Origin of the sequence: Paenibacillus abyssi (assembly GCF_014640295.1) — a bacterium.
Taxonomy (GTDB): Bacteria; Bacillota; Bacilli; order Paenibacillales; family Paenibacillaceae; genus Paenibacillus_D; species Paenibacillus_D abyssi.
In genome coordinates this window covers 86,839-105,312 of sequence record NZ_BMGR01000016.1, presented here as the reverse complement: position 1 = coordinate 105,312, position 18,474 = coordinate 86,839, and the positions used below count along the sequence as shown (strand labels likewise).

Genomic DNA, 18,474 nt, shown 5'->3' with positions numbered 1-18,474 from the left:
GAGTCAAATAAAACTAAAGTTTTCTTTCGTTTACACATGGTTGGATAGTATGTATAATGATTGTATAATATTTGTATAATGATATGTCTAACAATGAGGAGTGCCATCCATGGGACAGATCAAGCAAATCGCCGTCATCGGAGCAGGTCCAGGCGGATTAGCTGCCGCAATGCTTTTATCCTCGCAGGGTTATAAGGTAAAAGTACTGGAGAAGCAAGCGTATGTCGGAGGACGAACTTCCAGACTGAGCATAGGGGAATACCATTTCGACCGGGGCCCGACGTTTCTGATGATGCCTCAATTGATTGAGCAGCTGTTTAAATCTGCGGGAAGGTCTATCCACGATTACATACAACTGATCGAAATTGATCCATTGTACCGTCTGCAATTCGGAGATGTGAAGTTTGAGCCGACACGCAACAAGGAATTGATGGCGCAGCAAATGAAAACAATGTTTCCCGGCGAAGCAGACGGGTACTTCCGGTTTATGGAGGAGGAGAGGATTAAGTTTGAACGGGTAATGCCTTTGCTGCGAAGGCCGTTTACACGTTTGAGCGATTATATAAAGGCTGATTTGGCGAAGGCTCTGCCTAAACTTCATTTGACAGATACAGTCTATGGACGATTATCGCGTTATTTTAAGGATGAACGGCTGCGCTACGCCTTCGCATTTCAGTCCAAATATTTGGGCATGTCGCCGTGGGAATGTCCAGGCACATTTACGATGCTGTCTTATATCGAGCATGCGTATGGGTTATGGCATCCTGTCGGAGGCGTCAATCGGATTTGTGAAGCGATGGCAGAAGTGATTCGTGAATGGGGCGGTGAGATTTCATTATCCACAAGCGTTAAATCGGTCATCACGAAACATGGCCGCGCCGCAGGAGTGCTGCTTGAGAACGGCGATAAGCTGGAAGCCGATCATGTGGTGATCAACGCGGATTTCGGAACGGCTGTGACACAGCTGTTTCAACCCGAAGATCTGCACAAATACCGCCCTGAGAAGGTGCAGAAGTTAAAATTTTCATGCTCCACGTATATGCTGTATTTAGGTGTAAACCGCAAAATTCAAATGCCGCATCATACGGTAATGTTTGCCGATGACTATGCGGGCAACGTATCGGATATGATGCAGGGCCGACTATCCGAAGACGCGTCCATCTATCTCCATCATCCCGGTGCCGTTGATTCCACATTAGCCCCCGAAGGAAAATCGGCGCTTTACGCGCTCATGCCGGTCCCTAATCTGGACAGCGGGATTCCTTGGAACGAGGAGGGGCAGCGAATGGCTGTTCGTGAGCAGGTGTTAAACCGGCTGGAGCGTGAACCTGAGCTGCGGGGGCTGTCCGGGGATATTGAGGAGGAATCTGTCATTACGCCTTTGGACTGGCAGCAATCCATTCATGTGTATAAAGGAGCTGCATTCAATCTTGCGCACTCTGTCGATCAAATGATGGCATTCCGTCCGCATAACCGCTTTCAGGATGTTGGCAACTGCTGGCTGGTTGGCGGCGGGACGCATCCGGGCAGCGGGCTTCCGACGATACTGGAGTCGGCTCAGATCAGCAGCCGTTTGCTGATGGAGCAGGACGGACGGGTATTTAACAACGCGACAATGACAGCAAGAGCAGCCGACCCGAACATGGCTGAATCATGGATAAGGGAAGGTGCCTTATGAGTGTCGGAATTATCGGCGGCGGAGTAGGCGGCATGATGAGCGCTCTGATGCTGGCCAGGAAAGGACTGCCTGTTCAGCTATATGAGAAGAATGAAGAGCTGGGCGGACGGCTTGCCTTTGAAGGAAATGGGGGTGAATACCGTATCGACCGCGGACCGACGATCGTGCTGCTACCCGAAATGCTTCAAAATCTGTTGTCGGAGGCAGGGATTGATTCGTCCATGTATTCGCTTCTCGAATGTGATCCGATGTACCGCATTCATTATCCCGATGGCATGACCATCACGAAGTGGAGAGATCCGCAGCGGATGGCGGAAGAGCTTGAGCGCTTTTCACCCGGAGACGGAATGGGATTAGCGCGTTATATGCGGGATATGCGGCCTGCTTTTCTCGAAGGGAAAGCAAAGTTCCTGGAACGGCCCTTTTTGCGAAAACGCGATTTTTTTACGGTTGATCATTTAAGATTGCTTGGCCGGCTGCGAATCTATCTAAATGCTAGACAGCTGGCATCCCGATATTTCAAGTCGGAAAGGGCGATAGACGCGTTTTCGCTGCAAACGTTATACGTCGGCGGCATGCCGAGCGGTTCTCCTTCACTCTATTCCTTCATTCCTTATGCGGAACATGCATTCGGGATCTGGTATTGGAAGGGCGGGTATGCAGGGCTTGCCTCGCTGCTGAGCGAGCGGCTGCAGCAGGCCGGGGTTCAAATGATTACCGGAACGGCCGGCAAAATCAAGGAGATTATAACCGAGCAGGGGAAAGTGAGCGGAGTCATCACCGAGGGCGGGACATTTCACAGGCATCAGTCTATTGTTTTCAATGGCGATTTTCCTCATTTATCATCCATGATCAAATCGGAAAACCTGCCGGGCAGAAAGGGCTATAAACCATCCTGCGGCAGTATTCTTATCTATCTAGGTACCGATCGGCGATGGAATAGGGATACGAATTCATCGTACAATCAACCGACCGACCAGTCGGTCATTACGCATCAATTCTTTTTGCCGGATGCATTGAATGACAGCCTGCGCAGCATGGCGGAAAGCGGGAAATTCCCAAGTGATGATCATGAACTGCCGGCTTATTATGTTTTCAATCCGTGCGGAATCGACCCCGATGCCGCTCCCGAAGGGCATTCGGTGCTGTATGTATTGATCCCCGTGCCTCTTCCGGCAGCAGGCGATGACAGCCAATCCCTCGATTGGGAACGAGAAGGGAACCGGCTCGCTGATCGGGTGATCCGTGATCTTGAGGCAAGAGCTTTTCCCGGACTGCGGGTATCGATCCGCTGGAAAAAGGTACGAACGCCTGCCGATGGCGCAGCAGAGGGATGGTATCAGGGAGGAAGCTTCGGTATCGCGCCGACATTGGCCCAATCCGGTGTCTTCCGTCCGCAGATCGTTCCTTATCCTATTAAAGGACTTTACAGCGTTGGCGCATCGATCCATCCTGGCGGCGGAGTGCCGATCGTTATGCAGGGAGCGAAATTAGTAACCGATCAACTTGTAAGGGAGCGGGATAGATGGACAGGGACGTAAAAGAAGTGTTGAAGGCTTGCGAGGCGATGATCAAGGAAGGCTCGTCGACGTTTTATAAAGCGTTCGGATTTTTGCAAAGTCCTAGAAGGGAAGCTGTATTCGTCATCTATGCGTTTTGCCGCTTGATTGACGATGCGACCGATGAACCTGAACGCTCCTGTTACACACCGGAAGAGCTGGCAGAGCGCTTTGATCAATTGGAGACAGCGGAAGGACATTTTATCTGGCCTGCGCTGCGCTGGCTGTTTACTTCATTTCCGGTATCAAAGGCGCCCTTCTGGAAGCAAATGGAGGGGCAGCGGTTGGATAGCCATTTGACCCATTATGAATCGATGGAGCAGCTCGAGAGGTACTGTTACCTGGTGGCGGGAACGGTCGGTGAAATGCTGCTTCCTGTCCTGCACGGCCATCCGGACCGTTATGTAGCGGAATCAGGGATCTGGCTCGGGAAAGCGATGCAAATTGTCAATATTGTACGGGATGTGGGAGAAGACAGGGACCGCGGCCGCCGATATATCCCGCTTGAATTATTGGCGAAGCACAATTATACGCTGCAAGATTTTCAAAGCGGTGTAATGAATTCGTCTTGGACATCATTGATCGAGGAGCTCTGTTTGCTGGCTGGAGACTGGTTCGAGAAAGGGCTGTGCAATCTGGAGGCATATCCTCGTCAAAGCGCATTCTGTGTCGAGCTGGCCGCGCGCATGTATGGAGCCATTTTAGAGGATGCCGCCCGGCATCATTATGATGTGTTTACAAGACGTGCCCATGTGCCCGCCTGGAGAAAAATGACGCTGCTGCAGCAGCTGCTGAAAAAACACGGCATGCCGCTGCCGAAAGAACGTGAAGAGAGCACTGCGGTATCATGAACAGGGAACTGGCTTATCGAATCGAGAAAGCCCCTGGGCAGGCGGGAAAGATCATTCGAGTCGTCTTTTGGTCCTGGCTTGCGATCGGATTAGTGCTGATGCTGTTTTATCAAGTGCCGGAATGGCTGCATTTCAGCAATGGATTGTTTCTTGTGTTCTATGCCGCATACGCCGCATCGTTAGTTTGGAGAATGCAATGGCAATCTCAAGCCTCGAACACCGGGCGCAGCTCGGGGCTCTCAATAGGCTTCCGGCTGTTATTGGTTGGCGTTATTACTTTTGTAGTTGAATGGATCGGTACGATAAGCGGTTATCCGTTCGGCATCTATGAATATACGGATACGCTCCGGTTCTGGCAGGACGGCGTTCCGCTTGCGATTGGCTTTGCCTGGATCGGCGTGGTCGGCAATGCCGTTCTGCTCTCGGCAGCGCGAAGCCGCCTGGGCCGCGCACTTCAAGTTGGGGCGCTTGCGCTTGCATTTGATCTGATTCTCGATCCGGTAGCTTACGCGCGGGAGTTCTGGATATGGAACGATCCGAATGTGCTTGGCGCTTATTACGGCATTCCGCTGCAAAATTTTGTGAGCTGGTTCATGCTTGCCGCACTTTTATCCTTGTTGTTTCCGCTCCGAGCTCCGGAGGAAATGCTGCGGTTAGAGGCGGCGAGATTGTACCAAGGCATGTGTTTGATGTTCGGATTGCTCGCTGCTAAAGAAAGCTTATGGGGAGCGTTTCTGATTGCGATAACAATCGGACTGTTGGTGGAGGGGAGGCTGCGAATTGATCGAGGCCGTCAAAAGCAGATGGTTTGACACCGTATTCTTTCATTATAATAAGCATTGTCTGCTGCGGCGGCATTTTCACTCGATCGGGCTGCAGGGCAGTTTGGATCCGCAAGAGCAGCAGGGGATACTATATGTCATGAACCATAGTTCATGGTGGGATGGACTCATTGCCTATCATCTATTCCGAACTTGCTCCCGTGGTGACCACTACGTTATGATGGACGAAAAGCAAATGCGACAATATCGTTTTTTCCGTAAGCTCGGAGCCTTTTCCATTGATAAATCGTCATCCAGAGGTTTAACGCAATCATTGAAATACGCCGTCTCTCTGTTGGACGCCGGGAAGCAGGTATGGATCTACCCGCAAGGCGATATTCAGCACCTGGAGAAACAGCCGCTTGTATTTCAAAACGGAATCGGCTTTCTGCTTGAACGTTCTCCTAAGACGGCAGTTATTCCTGTCACGATTTACTATACAATGGGACATTACCAGAAGGCAGAGGTTACACTGGCTGCCGGTGAGCCTATCCGCTATCCATGGAATGAGCTTGGGAGAGCTGAGGCAGTCCGTCTCATTTCGGACCATTTCAATGTGCAGCTGCTTCGGCACAAGGAACTTGTAGTGTCAGGCACAGCAGCCGGTTCGGATTTTGCACAGCTGCTGAGGCCGGGGCGTTCCACAAGCGATAGATTCGATGCCGTGAAAAAGAGGGTGGACGCATGGAAATCATTCTTTGGATCGTCTTAGGCCTGCTGCTTGCGCAGCTCGGTTTCTCGCTTTGGAATGTGCGCCAGCTCCCCAAGCTGGAGGACATCAAACCGGAACAGCGACCGGCTGATGGCTCTTCCGCAGAGCAACTGCTGTCTATCCTCATTCCGGCTAGAAACGAAGCCGCCAATATCGAAGCATGCCTTCGATCTGTGATGAGCCAAGCAATAGATAGGGAGAGCATTGAAATCATTGTCTTGAATGACCGTTCGGAGGATGAGACAGCCGGGATTGTGCAGCGTCTGGCGGCAATTGACGAGCGGGTGCGGTTAATCGAAGGCACAGCGGTTCCTGTCGGGTGGGTAGGTAAATGTTACGCCTGCCATCAGTTATCGGAAGCGGCGAAGGGAGATTGGTGGCTGTTTCTGGATGCTGATGCAAGGCTGGAGCCGGGAGCTGCCGCGGCGCTGCTTGCAGCAGGACAGCGCCAGCAGAGCGGTCTGATCACCGGCTTTCCGCTGCAAAACACCGGCACATGGCTGGAGAAGCTCGTCGTACCGATGATGGGATTTACGATCGGCTGCCATCTGCCGATCCAACTGGTAAGCCGATCAAGCGATCCGAAATTTGTAGCCGCTCATGGGGCATGTTTGCTTATCGATGCAAAAACCTATCGCCAGGTTGGCGGTCACGAGGCGATCCGCTGTGAGCTGGTGGATGATATGGCGCTTGCCCGGGCGGTAAAGCGTGCGCGCGGCAGGGTAACGCTTGCGGATGTGCGCGGCGTTGTTCATATGCGCATGTACCACAATGCTGCCGAAGTGTGGGCGGGCTACAAGAAAAACATGTATGCCGGTCTAGGCAGAAATCCGCTGCTGCTGGCAGTGGTCTTCATGATGTACAGCCTGCTCTATTTATTGCCGGCGGCAGCGGTCCTCTTGTCGCCGTGGCAGCCGCAGCTCCTCGTCCCCGGGCTATTGGGGTATGCCGCGGGAGCTGCGGTGAAAATGGCCATCGACAGGATGCAGAGCCAGCCGGTGTGGCTTGGGCTGTTTCTCCCCTTCAGTATTGCAGCCGTTATCGCGATCGGAATCGCGTCATGGGCTGCCTCTGCTTTTGGGAAAGGTTACGCCTGGAAAGGGAGGGCGTACCGATGAGAAACGGATATACAAAGAAGGTCATTGTCATCGGGGCGGGCCTTGGCGGCTTATCCGCGGCGATTCGGCTCGCGCATGCCGGATTTGATGTGACCGTGCTGGAACAGCAGGCGACTACCGGAGGGAAATTGCAGCGGATTGAAGCCGACGGCTACCGCTTCGATCGGGGACCCAGCACGATCACGATGATTTCGCGTTTTGAGCAGGTATTTGCATCCGTTGGCAGACAACTGCATGACTATGTTTCGCTCTATCCCCTAGTTCCACGAACCCGCAATATTTTTGCGGACGGCTCAGTGGTAGATTTGAGTGACACACCGGAATCGATGGAGGATCAAATTGCCTTGTACTGCCCGGAAGATGCCATCGCGTATCGGTCCTTCCGAGCGGAAGCGGCGAGATTATATCACATCTCCGAACAGCGGTTTTTGAACCAGCTGCCTCTGCGCTGGCAGGACAAATGGAATCCGGCGATGGGAATCGCTTTTGCAAGCATTAGACCGTTTACTTCACTCCATCAGCTGCTGAAGCGTTACTTCCGCCATCCCAATACGCTTGCGATGTTTGGGAGATATGCGACCTATGTCGGTTCTTCTCCATACCGCGCGCCGGCAATCTTCGCCATGCTGGCGCATGTGGAAGCCGAGCTCGGAGTTTACGGCGTGAAGGGCGGAACATACAGCCTTGCTGAGGCATTCGTTTGCTTGGCGGAGGAGCTCGGCGTCCGGATTCAAACCGGTGTTCGGATACAGCGGATCATGATTCGTCAGGAAAAAGCGGTTGGCGTGGAGACGGAAGCGGGAGAACAATCAGCCGATCTCGTGATCGCCAATTCAGACGTGCTTACCGTATACAGCGAGCTGATCGAAGATCAGGTACGGCGTTTGGTGGACGCGCAGACCATTGCCAAATTTGAACCTTCTTTATCCGGGTATGTACAATTAATAGGCATACGCAGACAGTATAAGCAGCTGCTTCATCATACCGTTTTTTTTCCTGCGGATTACAAGAAGGAGTTCGAGGCGATATTTTCCAAATGTTTGACGCCTGCCGATCCGACAATCTATATATGTAATCCTGCCATGTCCGACCCGGAGGTTGCTCCGGCTGGCGGCAGTAGTCTGTTTGTACTTGTCAACGCACCTTACATATCCGATGCCTGGAACTGGGCGGAGCAAGAGCAGGGTTATTCGGAGCTTGTGCTGTCTAAACTGGAAACACTGGGGATTGAAGGCTTGCGACAAGCCGAAGTTCGCCTCAGCTATACCCCCCGGCAGCTTCAGTCGGATACATCTGCATTTAGGGGAGCGATCTACGGTATCTCCTCCAATTCGGCGAGACAGACGTTTTTTCGGCCGGGCAACCGCGATCGGCATATCGATGGATTGTGGTTTGTTGGAGGAACGACGCATCCCGGCGGAGGAACGCCGGTCGTAACCCAGTCCGGACAACTGGTCGCGGCACAAATAATCAAGCTTTATAAAGAATAAACATGTTAATGAAGCGGATTTCTTGAGGAGATCCTGAAGGAGGAGCATGATGACGGAACACCAAAGCACGCTGCATAATAATGACGCGCTAACCGCGAGACGCAAGGGAGAGCATATTCGAATTTGCTTAGAGGAACAGGTGCAAAGCGTGGGAATCCAAACCGGATTCGATTCGTTTCGGTTTCGTCATTGTGCGCTGCCTGAGCTTGCTTTTAAGGATATTTCTTTAAAAAGCGAATTTCTTGGCAAACGGGTCCATGCTCCACTGATTGTCAGCTCCATGACAGGCGGAACGGTCGAAGCGGAAACGATTAACCGCAGACTGGCCGAAATTGCGCAAAGCAGAGGCTGGGCGATGGGGCTTGGATCGATGCGGGCTGCGATCGAGCAGGAGGCGCTTGCTTCCACTTTTTATGTGCGAAAGGAAGCGCCCGATATCCCGATCATAGCGAATATAGGAGCTGTACAATTAAATTACGGTTACGGAGCAGATGCGTGCAGAAGAGCGGTGGAGCTGGCTGAAGCCGATGCGCTTGTGCTGCACCTGAACAGCATGCAGGAAATTTTTCAGCCGGAGGGGGATACCGATTTCCGCGGGCTGCTGAAGCAAATTGGAGTGGTATGCCGAGAATTAAACGTACCTGTAGGCGTTAAAGAGGTAGGCTGGGGTATTGACGGCGAAACAGCAGCAGCGCTGATCGGTGTGGGAGTCTCCTTTGTGGATGTGGCCGGCGCCGGAGGCACCTCTTGGAGCCAGGTTGAGAAATACCGAAGCCGCGATCCGTTAAGAAAGCAGGCGGCTGAGGCGTTTGCCGGTTGGGGCAATTCAACGGCATATTGTGTTCGGGAAGTCAGGCGGCATGCGCCCGATTCGGTTGTCATCGCCAGCGGCGGGCTTCACAACGGGATCGATGCTGCCAAGGCGCTTGCGCTGGGTGCGGATCTGGCCGGTTTTGGACGCGTGCTGCTGCCACGTGCGGCAGCAAACGGCGCGCTGTCCAAAGAGACTGTGCTCGCTCAAATCCGCGAGCAATTTGAACGAATCGAATTCGAGCTGCAGGCTGCGATGTTCGGCATCGGAGCGGCCTCCATTGAGGAGCTGAAGAGGACAAACCGGCTGATGGAAATGAGGTAATCGGCCATCTGAAGCGATTATATCAGCGCTGCTTTGCCCTGCCGCCGTTAATCAAGTAATATAAAGAAAAGAATGGTAGAGCAGGGGGAGCAAGAATGGGCGAATGGTATGAGAAGAGCTTTGGAACCGATTATATGGTCGTATATAAACATAGGGACTGGGAAAATGCATATCGCGAGGTTAGCAATATGGTGGGTTGGCTAAAGCTTCCTGCCGGTGTTCCGTTGCTTGATGTGGGCTGTGGAATGGGAAGGCATGCTTTGGCGCTGGCCGGGTTCGGCTATCAAGTGACCGGCATAGATCTGTCCGGGCCGCTGCTTGAAGAAGCTAAGCGCAAGGACGAGTCGAAGCAGGTACGATGGGTACAGGGAGACATGCGCCAGCTTCCCTTTGCTGCGGGTGAATTTAAGGCGACGGTCAATCTGTTTACTTCATTCGGTTATTTCGAGAAGGAATCGGATAACAAGCAGGTGCTGAAACAATTGCGCCGGGTCCTGGCCGAGGACGGACAATTTCTCATCGATTATCTAAACCCTGCTTATGTTGTGCAGCATTTGGTGCCGCATTCGCAGCGAATAGATGAGGAAACAGGCTGGACAATTGATGAGACCAGGATGGTCGATGAGAATTGGGTGAAAAAGGAGATCGTCATCCAATTGGCTGCGGGTGAGAAGCGCCATTATTCGGAGCGGGTAAGACTGTATGACCGAACCTGGTTCGAGCAGGGACTGTCCGAGGCGGGGCTTGAACTGGATGTTATCTACGGGGATTACGACGGTTCAGCATATGATGAGCTGCGTTCCAAACGGATGATTATGACCGGGAGGGTGCGGAATTGACAGAAGCAAATACAGATTCAATCGTATGGGATGACGGCTGGATTCAGGTGAAGGTGCCTCTTCCGTTCTCTTTGAAATGGGTGAACAGCTACCTCCTTCCTGAAGACGATGGGTACACATTGATCGATCCGGGCCTGCATACAGCTCAGGCGGTGGAAAGCTGGAAGCACATTTTTAGCCGTTACGGCATCCGGTACTCGGATATTAAACAGATCGTACTGACACATCATCACCCGGATCATTATGGATTGGCAGGGTGGTTCCAGGAACAGACCGGCGCGCCGGTCTATATGTCGCAGTTATCGTATAACTATACGCAACGGCTGTGGGGAGCGCATCGTGACTTTGGTGACGCATTAGCCGGTATCTATGCTCAGCATGGGATGCCGGATGCGCTGCTGGAGCAAATTGAACCGCATTTTGAAAGCTTCGTTCAGATGGTGTCTCCACAACCGAGCATCCGGCCTTTGGAGCTGAGCGGGATATTCCGGTTAGGGAAATTGGACTGGCAGATCATTCACACTCCCGGCCATGCCAATGGGCATTTGTGCTTTTATCATGGCGCTTCGAGGAGAATCATTTGCGGGGATACGGTGCTGCCGGATATTACTCCGAATGTCAGTATTATGCCGGATGAGGATGAAGATCCGCTGCAAACGTTCATGAATAGCTTGGAGGCGCTGGCCAAGTACGAAGTGTCGATGGCGTTTCCGGGTCACCGCAATCCATTCCCGGATTTTGCCGGACGCATCGGGGCACTGCTGGCCCATCACGACAGGCGGCTGCAGCTTATGCTGGATTGGCTTGAACGCCCGGTTACGGCATTCGAAGTATGTGAGCTGCAGTTCGGTGAACGCATCAAGGGCAATATACATAACCTGCGCTTTGCCATGTCGGAGACGCTGGCGCATTTACAGCATCTTGTTAAGCGTGGTCAAGCAAGAGAGGAAGGGCAAAACGGCGTGATCCGTTTTGTAAAATCAGCAAGGGGCTATCCCATAAGTCATCTATGATGATGACATGGGGAGCCCCTTGTTTCATTGAGGTTCAACAGAGAACTGCGCATTCCCATCTGGAGAAAGTGGTTCCTTTCATTACCCTTTTTTGGGACTGCCCTTCGTATGTTCTCCGTCTGGTTCGGCTCGCCGCCAGCAGCACTCTATGCTGATGCTGCTGTTAGTCGAGCGGCGGTGCCGTAATGCCTTCGCGCTCAGCTTGCTTGCGGTGGGCGATCCGGCTGCTTGCCGACGCGGCGATCGCGCCGACAATATCATCAAGGAACGTGTGGATCTGGTCGTCTGTTTTATCATTTAGCTGTTTCAGCACGCCCGGCTTTAATTTATCGACATAACCGAAATTCGTGAAGCCGATGCTGCCATATACATTTACGATCGATAAGGCGAGAATCTCATCACAGCCGTAAAGCCCCTCATCATTTTCGATCATCTCCTGCAGCGGCGACAGCAGCTTACCCTCCTCCGCGAGGATATCGAGCTGGATCCCGGTCAGTACCGCATTTTGTACCTCACGCTTGGACAATACCGCATCGACATTCTCTTCGCACTCTTCAATCGTCAGATTCGGAAAGTAGTCTTTCTGAAGAACCATAACCAGGTTGGCAATTTCTCTTTTGGTAACGCCCCGTTTATGGAGCCATTGCTCGGTTGCTTTCGCTACTTTTTGGCTGTTTAAGCTGTATACACTTGGATCAGACATGGAACACACCTCTTTGCTAGCGATTGTGGACAAAACTGGTCTAAAAAAAAGTAGGGCTCGTATACATAGTACTACAAAACAGAAGCTGTACCAAATGCCTATCATCATTGACGGGGAGGAACGTTCAATATGGTTCATTATCAACAGATTCGCAAGGCTGGGTTCATTACATTCATGTCATTAACGCTTTTGGCAACAGCGGGGTGCGGGATCTTCTCTAAGCAAGCGGCGCAGGAGATCGATCCACCGCCTGCCGAGTCCCAAGGCGGCACCAGCGCGATAGACGACGGACAGGCCATGCAGCAGGGTGAGGGCAGCCAGATGACCGTGTACTTGAAGGATCGCAATAATTATATCGCACCGGTAACGCTGCAGGTGGCGGTAGACGAAAATCGGAAGGCGGAGCAGCTGGCACTGGAAATGATGGTGGACAGCTCTGAATATGCCAATCAGCTTCCGGAAGGATTTCAAGCGATTCTTCCTAAGGGGACACAGGTGAAAGGCTTTAATTATGTCAAAGACCAGAAGCTGGCGATCGTGGATCTCTCTGCATCGTTCACAGATTACAGCCTTCAGGATGAGCGGCGTATTGTCGAAGCCATTACCTGGACATTAACGGGCTTCCCGGACATTGAACGCGTTGTATTGTGGAATGAAGGCGAAAAGCTGCGGGAAATGCCGGTTGACGGGTTTCCTTTGGATGAGCCTCTAACACGCAAGATTGGCATCAATCTGGAGAAAGCCGATGGAGTAGATTTTAGCCGGTCGATGCCTGTCACGTTATACTTCTCCTCTGTTACGCCAGATGATCTGCAGTATTATGTTCCCGTAACCCGCTTGGTGGACCGCAGCGAAGATGTCGCCAAAACGGCCATGCAGCAGTTGATAGCCGGCCCGCTTCATCACAGCTCTTTGACAGGCGTGATGACACCGGACATTGAAGTCCGCAGCATTGCCATTGAGGATGACATCGTAACGGTTGATCTTCTGGATGACAGTCATCAGGCAGGCCAAAAAACGCCGGCCGAGATGATTCAGGCCGTCATTCTATCGATCACTGAAAATACCGGTACGGACAAAGTACAGATCCAGATGAACGGTCAAACGGATGTGACGGATACGAATAATCGCGCATACGATCAGCCGGTGAATCGGCCGGATTATGTGAATCCGTTAAAGCTGTAACAATCGAGGGTGCTTTTCCGGTTTTACTTTGGTAAAATAGTGGAGATTGCGTAAAATTCGATTGATCAGGAGGCCACAAACATGAGAACAGAAGGACGGCTAACCAACCAATTGCGGCCGGTTAAGATCATGTTGAATACAAATAAATATGCGGAAGGCTCCGTATGGATTGAGATGGGCGACACAAAGGTGTTATGCACGGCTACAGTCGAAGACCGTGTGCCGCCCTTTATGAAAGGCCAGGGCAAAGGCTGGATCAACGCAGAGTACTCCATGCTGCCGCGTGCGACGCAAACCCGCAACCAACGTGAATCAGCAAGAGGCAAGCTGACAGGCAGAACGATGGAAATTCAACGGTTGATCGGCAGAGCCCTGCGGTCGATTGTCGATTTGCAGGCCCTCGGAGAGCGAACGATTACGATCGACTGCGATGTCATCCAAGCGGATGGTGGTACCCGCACAACTTCGATTACCGGCGCATTTGTCGCCATGGCTCTTGCTATTCACAAGCTTAGCCAAAACGTGCAGTTTGCCCGTTATCCGATTAGGGATTACTTGGCTTCGGTCAGCGTAGGCGTCATTCAGGAGAAGGTGCTGCTGGATCTTAATTACGAAGAGGATTCCAAAGCCAAGGTGGATATGAATGTTGTCATGACAGGCAGCGGCAAATTTGTCGAGGTACAGGGCACCGGAGAAGATGCGCCATTCTCGCGAAATGAGCTGAATGCATTGCTGGAGTATGCCGAGGCGGGCATTCAATCCCTTATCGTACACCAGAAGGAAACGCTCGGTGAGATCGGGAAGCGGATCGGAGCTGTATAGGTATGAAGCTGGGTACGGACGTCGTAGTTGTTGCAACAAAGAACAAAGGCAAGGTAAGGGAATTTTCGCATGCCTTCGGCAAGCTGGGCATCACCGTTCAAAGCATGTTTGATTTTACCGGTTTGCCGGAAATCGTGGAGGACGGGCCGACCTTTGCAGCCAATGCATTGATCAAAGCGCGTATCGTTGGGGAAACGCTTCGTATTCCGGTGCTTGCCGATGATTCGGGATTATGCGTGGATGCTCTGGACGGAGCTCCGGGTGTCTATTCGGCAAGATATGCGGGAGAAGGAGCGGAAGATGCGGCGAACAACGCCAAGCTGCTGAAGGAATTGGCAGGGGCTTCTGTAGACCAGCATGCGATCACGGGCGACCTTCCCTCAGATGTGAAGCTGTTAAGCAGCGCTCAATTCGTGTGTGCGTTGGCGTTGTATAATCCGGCCGATGGGACCGCTCTGCATGCTGAAGGCGCTGTGAGCGGCTTTATTATCGATCGCATGTTTGGTGAGGGCGGCTTTGGCTACGATCCGTTATTTTGGGTGCCGGCATTACGCCGCACAATGGCGGAGCTATCGACAGAAGAAAAACAGCGCATAAGCCATAGGGGAGAAGCTTTGTCCCGATTAATGAACCAATTATCCTCGTAACGAATGAAAGCCCCGTCACGCCTTGTACAGCGCAGCGGGGCTTTTATTCCTCCTTAACGGATGGTGACTTTGTACATTTTTAACCAGGTGTTGACCTGCGTTAGATAGGCGAACAATTGCGGGCCTGACATTAATTGACCGAACCACGGAAGGTTAGAGGAAGCGTCCGCCGAGTGGATGAGCTCCCGAATCTTCTTCACATTAACGAGCGGAAGCAGCGGTGACGAAGGATCATCAAGCACCTCCAGCAGCCTTTGCCGCACAGCTGCTAAATAGTTCGGGTTATGCGTTTTGGGATAGGGGCTTTTTTTGCGGGTAAGTACATCATCCGGCAGAACGCCGCGCAGCGCCCGGCGGAGTATTCCTTTCTCCCGGTCACCGGCGGTTTTGATCTCCCAAGGGATATTCCATACGTACTCTACCAGGCGATGGTCGCAAAATGGAACCCGCACTTCCAATCCAACCGCCATGCTCATTCTGTCTTTGCGGTCAAGCAGCGTCGGCATGAACCGGGTAATGTTCAAATAGGACATCGTCCGCATCTTATTTTCTTCCTCCGTTTCGCCCTTTAGACGCGGAACCTCCGCAACGGCATCCGAATAACGGTCGCCAATATAATCCAGCGGTTTAATCCAGGCCGCTAAATCGGGGGACAGCAGCTCAGCACGCATCTTGGATGCTAGCGCCCATGGAAATGTGCCGGCATTTAACGCCTCCTCGCGATGAAACCAAGGATAACCTCCGAAGATCTCATCGGCCGCCTCGCCTGACAGGGCAACCGTCGCACCTTTCTTAATTTCACGGCAAAACAAATACAGTGAGCCGTCCACATCGGCCATACCCGGCAAATCCCGTGCCGCTACGGCGGCATCCAGCGCATCCGCCAATTCGGGTGTATCGAATTGAACGGGATGATGAATCGTGCCCAGATGACTGGTCATCCGTGTTATCCATGGCGCATCGGAATTTGGCTGAAAGGCATTCGCCTTAAAATGCTTGTCATTGTCCACGTAATCGACGGAATAGGTGTGAACACTACCTTGGCCGGTTTGCTCATAGTAATGTACAGCCAGAGTGGTCAAGGCGCTGGAATCAAGTCCGCCCGACAGCAGCGTGCAGATTGGAACATCCGATATGAGCTGCCTTTCAACTGTATCCTGCAGCAAAAATTTCACCTGCGCTGCAGTCTCCTCAATACTCTCCGTATGCGGCTTGCTCTCTAATTGCCAATAGGTCCGGATACGGACGCCCGAACGGTCGGCGATCAAGCATTGTCCGGGCCGAAGCTCCGACAGATGACGATAAACGCCATGGCCGGGAGTTCTGGCCGGTCCCATCATGAACACTTCGGCGAGTCCCTCGGCACCTACCTCAGGCGGGCAAGCAGGATGGGCAAGAATCGCTTTGGGCTCTGATCCGAATAGAAACAGCTGATTGGCGCGGCTGTAGAACAACGGCTTGACACCCAGCCGATCCCTCGCAAGAAACAAGCGTTCATCCTTGTTATCCCATATAGCAAAAGCAAAAATGCCGTTAAAACGGTCCAGACAATCCATCCCCCACTCAATATAAGCGACCAGCAGCACCTCGGTATCGCAGTTGGTTGTAAATCTCCGCCCGCGGTTTTCCAGTTCTCTCCGCAGCTCCAAAGCATTATATAACTCCCCGTTATATACGATGACATACGTATCGTCACCGGATATTCGAACCATCGGCTGAGCTCCATTCTCCGGATCGATCACGCTAAGCCGGCGGTGTCCGAGTGCACAATGCTTCGTTATCCAGGCTCCTGAAGCATCCGGACCGCGGGGAGCAAGGGTTTCCGTCATTTTCTCCAAGCTTTCACTTTGATGGGTTAGATCGTGAGTCCAATCTATCCATCCGGTAATTCCGCACATAGTATTCATTCCTCTCTCCTGTCGATTTTGCAGGGCGTTAAACTGGGTCTATGAGGTATATGCGCGAAAGAGGCATAAAATGTCTGTCTATGGGGGGAAGCTAAAGCAGGATGCCGCATGAAGCTAGGCAGAAAGTCCCGTATTTTTACTTCATTGTTTTTGATAAGGGGGTTGATGGAATGAATGTGGTTGGAGCACATGTACGCAGGGCGGTAAATAAGGATGGCGCGCGCTGTGGAGAGGTCGAAGTGAGAACGGATGATCCGGCCAGAGCGGAGATGCTTGTCTATTTCAGCGCTTCACAGGACAACGATTACGATATGCACTCGATTGTCCATAATGATGCAGCTGCCGAAATCGATTGGTACGACAACAACATGCATAACGCCTTTGAGGAAATTAGCGGCAATCTGTTTGAAAGCGATGAAATGAAGACCAAATGGGGAGAGCGGGAAGTCTTCAAGGAAGCCATCTTGTCATTCGGCAATGTTCGGGCTGATCTGGCTGAAATCATTCATTGATTCAAGGCGGTTTTTGTAAGGAAGGAGGTGAATGGAAATGGTGAAGACAAAAGATAACAAAGGTCGTCACTATGATGAGGATCAGGACTACGCGGAAGGCGTGGTGGAGAAAAATGTTAAACATCCCGCACAGAACAACGCTTCAGTAAGTGTGAGATCTCCTAAGTGAGAAAGACTCCTTGCGGAGTCCCTCGAGCATAAGTATAATGCCTCTCTATTGCCTTTTGAACGGCATAGAGAGGTTTATTTTTTCTTTTTAAAGAAAGGCAGCTCGAGCCCGTAGGTTTTACATTCCGTTTTGTTTTTTCCTTCGCGCACAAAGGCCAAAGCTGCATTGATTTCCCCGCCCAGCAGAATAATGATGGAGCTCAGGTACAGCCAGATAAGCAGTACGATCACACCGCCGATACTGCCGTAGGTTTTGGTGTAGCTGCCGAACTGGCTGACATAAAAGGAAAACAGCATGGATGTCGCAATCCAGCCCAGCGTTGCAAAGACCGCACCAGGAACGACTTCTTTAAACGTTATGACCCGATTCGGCGCAATCCGGTAAAGCAGCATGAATACACCGATCATAATAATCAACGGAATCAAATACTGCGCAGCTCTCCATAATATTTCGAAGCCGCCGGGATAATCAAGGGCCTTAAAAATTTGCTGTCCGATCATATGGCCAAAGATAAGCATGAACAAGGAGGTAAGAATAATTAATGCCAATACCAATGTTGCCAATATCGAAATTCCCCGGACTTTCCAGAAAGGACGGTTCTCTTCCTCGTCATAAGCTTTGTTCAGCCCTTTGATGATCGCATTGATCCCATTGGACGCGGCCCAGATGGTTGCAAGCATACCGAAGGAAAGCAGGGCTCCGCTGCGGCCTGTCCTTATTTCGTCCAGAATGGATGTCACGATGCTTCCGGATTCATCCGGCAGCATACGGGTGATCGCGTACATTAATTCCGCTTCGGACAGCTGTACGAAACTGATGATCGTAATCAGAAAAATGAGAAAAGGAAAAAATGATAAAATCAAATAATACGTCAGTTGGGCTCCAAGCGCAGGCACTTCGTCATCGCGGAAGCGGCAGTACAGCTGTTCTGCGAACGTTTTAAGTTGAAAGCGGCGTTGGGAATTCATGGCATCCCTCCGTATCTTGATAGGTTATGGTTCAGTTCATTAGTATTGTAATAACCGGATGCAGAGCACCTTGAAACCTGGTACTGCCGATATCGCCATAATCCGTCTTGAAAGAAAAGGAGAGCCATTTTACAGGCTCTCCTTCGACGGTGTTTGATTGTTGAGTCGCTTCAATATCACACTTAACGTTGTAAGAAAAACTTGGGCACCGCTTGCTCACCAAGACCTAGAGGGCCTCCACTTCGTAGCGGATCGGGTGATGGGCGTGTGTGTATCAGAATGACTCTGCAGCACAACCCCTCGCTTTCTTTGCTGAGTGTTTAGATCAGTTCCTCCTGCAGTCCT

18 protein-coding genes are annotated in these 18,474 nt (G+C 51.8%); 15 read left to right on the top strand and 3 right to left on the bottom strand.

Going from position 1 to position 18,474, the window contains the following annotated elements; translation table 11 throughout:
• Window positions 1–109: 109 nt before the first annotated feature.
• The 10 genes from IEW11_RS20925 to IEW11_RS20880 all read left to right on the top strand — a co-directional run bounded on the left by IEW11_RS20925 (window position 110) and on the right by IEW11_RS20880 (window position 11,216).
• Window positions 110–1,678 carry a phytoene desaturase family protein gene (locus IEW11_RS20925; protein WP_188533024.1) on the top strand — a complete coding sequence of 523 codons (1,569 nt, stop codon included), beginning with the start codon at window positions 110–112 and terminating at the stop codon, window positions 1,676–1,678.
• Complete coding sequence (locus tag IEW11_RS20920) at window positions 1,675–3,219, top strand: phytoene desaturase family protein (protein ID WP_188533023.1); 1,545 nt, start codon at window positions 1,675–1,677, stop codon at window positions 3,217–3,219. The genes IEW11_RS20925 and IEW11_RS20920 overlap by 4 nt, the downstream gene beginning before the upstream one ends.
• Window positions 3,204–4,088: a phytoene/squalene synthase family protein gene (locus IEW11_RS20915; protein ID WP_188533022.1), complete on the top strand. Its 885-nt coding sequence runs from the start codon at window positions 3,204–3,206 to the stop codon at window positions 4,086–4,088. Before IEW11_RS20920 ends, IEW11_RS20915 begins: the two co-directional genes overlap by 16 nt.
• Window positions 4,085–4,900: a carotenoid biosynthesis protein gene (locus IEW11_RS20910; RefSeq protein ID WP_188533021.1), complete on the top strand. Its 816-nt coding sequence runs from the start codon at window positions 4,085–4,087 to the stop codon at window positions 4,898–4,900. Before IEW11_RS20915 ends, IEW11_RS20910 begins: the two co-directional genes overlap by 4 nt.
• Window positions 4,869–5,621: a lysophospholipid acyltransferase family protein gene (locus IEW11_RS20905; protein WP_188533020.1), complete on the top strand. Its 753-nt coding sequence runs from the start codon at window positions 4,869–4,871 to the stop codon at window positions 5,619–5,621. The genes IEW11_RS20910 and IEW11_RS20905 overlap by 32 nt, the downstream gene beginning before the upstream one ends.
• On the top strand, window positions 5,594–6,739 hold the full coding sequence (locus tag IEW11_RS20900) for a glycosyltransferase family 2 protein (protein WP_188533019.1): 1,146 nt from the start codon (window positions 5,594–5,596) through the stop codon (window positions 6,737–6,739). Before IEW11_RS20905 ends, IEW11_RS20900 begins: the two co-directional genes overlap by 28 nt.
• Complete coding sequence (locus IEW11_RS20895) at window positions 6,736–8,229, top strand: phytoene desaturase family protein (protein WP_229725531.1); 1,494 nt, start codon at window positions 6,736–6,738, stop codon at window positions 8,227–8,229. The genes IEW11_RS20900 and IEW11_RS20895 overlap by 4 nt, the downstream gene beginning before the upstream one ends.
• A gap of 49 nt (window positions 8,230–8,278) precedes the next feature.
• On the top strand, window positions 8,279–9,364 hold the full coding sequence (gene fni / locus IEW11_RS20890) for a type 2 isopentenyl-diphosphate Delta-isomerase (protein WP_188533018.1): 1,086 nt from the start codon (window positions 8,279–8,281) through the stop codon (window positions 9,362–9,364).
• A gap of 95 nt (window positions 9,365–9,459) precedes the next feature.
• Window positions 9,460–10,203 (top strand): class I SAM-dependent methyltransferase, encoded by a 744-nt coding sequence (locus tag IEW11_RS20885; protein ID WP_188533017.1) that lies wholly within the window; start codon window positions 9,460–9,462, stop codon window positions 10,201–10,203.
• Window positions 10,200–11,216, top strand: a complete 1,017-nt coding sequence (locus IEW11_RS20880; RefSeq protein ID WP_188533016.1) for an MBL fold metallo-hydrolase — start codon at window positions 10,200–10,202, stop codon at window positions 11,214–11,216. Before IEW11_RS20885 ends, IEW11_RS20880 begins: the two co-directional genes overlap by 4 nt.
• A gap of 163 nt (window positions 11,217–11,379) precedes the next feature.
• On the opposite strand, the gene IEW11_RS20875 is transcribed toward IEW11_RS20880, so the two are convergent.
• The gene (locus IEW11_RS20875; protein WP_188533015.1) at window positions 11,380–11,919 is read right to left on the bottom strand and encodes a phosphatidylglycerophosphatase A family protein; all 540 of its coding nucleotides are present in this window, start codon (window positions 11,917–11,919) and stop codon (window positions 11,380–11,382) included.
• Window positions 11,920–12,048: 129 nt separating this feature from the next.
• On the opposite strand from IEW11_RS20875, the gene IEW11_RS20870 reads away from it, so the two are divergent.
• From IEW11_RS20870 to IEW11_RS20860, 3 genes are all read left to right on the top strand, one after another.
• A complete protein-coding gene (locus tag IEW11_RS20870; RefSeq protein ID WP_188533014.1) occupies window positions 12,049–13,104 on the top strand; it encodes a GerMN domain-containing protein in 1,056 nt (351 codons plus the stop codon).
• Window positions 13,105–13,185: 81 nt separating this feature from the next.
• Window positions 13,186–13,926, top strand: coding sequence for a ribonuclease PH (gene rph, locus IEW11_RS20865; RefSeq protein WP_188533013.1), 741 nt, complete (start codon window positions 13,186–13,188; stop codon window positions 13,924–13,926).
• Between the two features lie 2 nt (window positions 13,927–13,928).
• Window positions 13,929–14,573, top strand: coding sequence for an XTP/dITP diphosphatase (locus IEW11_RS20860; RefSeq protein ID WP_188533012.1), 645 nt, complete (start codon window positions 13,929–13,931; stop codon window positions 14,571–14,573).
• Window positions 14,574–14,626: 53 nt separating this feature from the next.
• Here IEW11_RS20860 and asnB read toward each other — a convergent pair whose 3' ends face one another.
• On the bottom strand, window positions 14,627–16,471 hold the full coding sequence (gene asnB, locus IEW11_RS20855; protein ID WP_188533050.1) for an asparagine synthase (glutamine-hydrolyzing): 1,845 nt from the start codon (window positions 16,469–16,471) through the stop codon (window positions 14,627–14,629).
• Window positions 16,472–16,650: 179 nt separating this feature from the next.
• On the opposite strand from asnB, the gene IEW11_RS20850 reads away from it, so the two are divergent.
• Both IEW11_RS20850 and IEW11_RS25170 read left to right on the top strand, forming a co-directional pair.
• Window positions 16,651–16,992 (top strand): hypothetical protein, encoded by a 342-nt coding sequence (locus IEW11_RS20850; RefSeq protein ID WP_188533011.1) that lies wholly within the window; start codon window positions 16,651–16,653, stop codon window positions 16,990–16,992.
• Between the two features lie 37 nt (window positions 16,993–17,029).
• On the top strand, window positions 17,030–17,161 hold the full coding sequence (locus IEW11_RS25170; RefSeq protein ID WP_268237428.1) for a hypothetical protein: 132 nt from the start codon (window positions 17,030–17,032) through the stop codon (window positions 17,159–17,161).
• 74 nt (window positions 17,162–17,235) lie between these two features.
• Here IEW11_RS25170 and IEW11_RS20845 read toward each other — a convergent pair whose 3' ends face one another.
• On the bottom strand, window positions 17,236–18,129 hold the full coding sequence (locus IEW11_RS20845; protein ID WP_188533010.1) for a YihY/virulence factor BrkB family protein: 894 nt from the start codon (window positions 18,127–18,129) through the stop codon (window positions 17,236–17,238).
• Window positions 18,130–18,474 lie beyond the last annotated feature (345 nt).

Coding starts and splice junctions, on each gene's coding strand:
- IEW11_RS20885 (WP_188533017.1), top strand. CDS start 9,460: ATGGGCGAATGGTATGAGAAGAGCTTTGGAACCGATTATATGGTCGTA.
- IEW11_RS25170 (WP_268237428.1), top strand. CDS start 17,030: ATGGTGAAGACAAAAGATAACAAAGGTCGTCACTATGATGAGGATCAG.
- IEW11_RS20870 (WP_188533014.1), top strand. CDS start 12,049: ATGGTTCATTATCAACAGATTCGCAAGGCTGGGTTCATTACATTCATG.
- rph (WP_188533013.1), top strand. CDS start 13,186: ATGAGAACAGAAGGACGGCTAACCAACCAATTGCGGCCGGTTAAGATC.
- IEW11_RS20895 (WP_229725531.1), top strand. CDS start 6,736: ATGAGAAACGGATATACAAAGAAGGTCATTGTCATCGGGGCGGGCCTT.
- asnB (WP_188533050.1), bottom strand. CDS start 16,471: ATGTGCGGAATTACCGGATGGATAGATTGGACTCACGATCTAACCCAT.
- IEW11_RS20910 (WP_188533021.1), top strand. CDS start 4,085: ATGAACAGGGAACTGGCTTATCGAATCGAGAAAGCCCCTGGGCAGGCG.
- IEW11_RS20875 (WP_188533015.1), bottom strand. CDS start 11,919: ATGTCTGATCCAAGTGTATACAGCTTAAACAGCCAAAAAGTAGCGAAA.
- IEW11_RS20900 (WP_188533019.1), top strand. CDS start 5,594: ATGGAAATCATTCTTTGGATCGTCTTAGGCCTGCTGCTTGCGCAGCTC.
- IEW11_RS20845 (WP_188533010.1), bottom strand. CDS start 18,129: ATGAATTCCCAACGCCGCTTTCAACTTAAAACGTTCGCAGAACAGCTG.
- fni (WP_188533018.1), top strand. CDS start 8,279: ATGACGGAACACCAAAGCACGCTGCATAATAATGACGCGCTAACCGCG.
- IEW11_RS20915 (WP_188533022.1), top strand. CDS start 3,204: ATGGACAGGGACGTAAAAGAAGTGTTGAAGGCTTGCGAGGCGATGATC.
- IEW11_RS20920 (WP_188533023.1), top strand. CDS start 1,675: ATGAGTGTCGGAATTATCGGCGGCGGAGTAGGCGGCATGATGAGCGCT.
- IEW11_RS20860 (WP_188533012.1), top strand. CDS start 13,929: ATGAAGCTGGGTACGGACGTCGTAGTTGTTGCAACAAAGAACAAAGGC.
- IEW11_RS20850 (WP_188533011.1), top strand. CDS start 16,651: ATGAATGTGGTTGGAGCACATGTACGCAGGGCGGTAAATAAGGATGGC.
- IEW11_RS20925 (WP_188533024.1), top strand. CDS start 110: ATGGGACAGATCAAGCAAATCGCCGTCATCGGAGCAGGTCCAGGCGGA.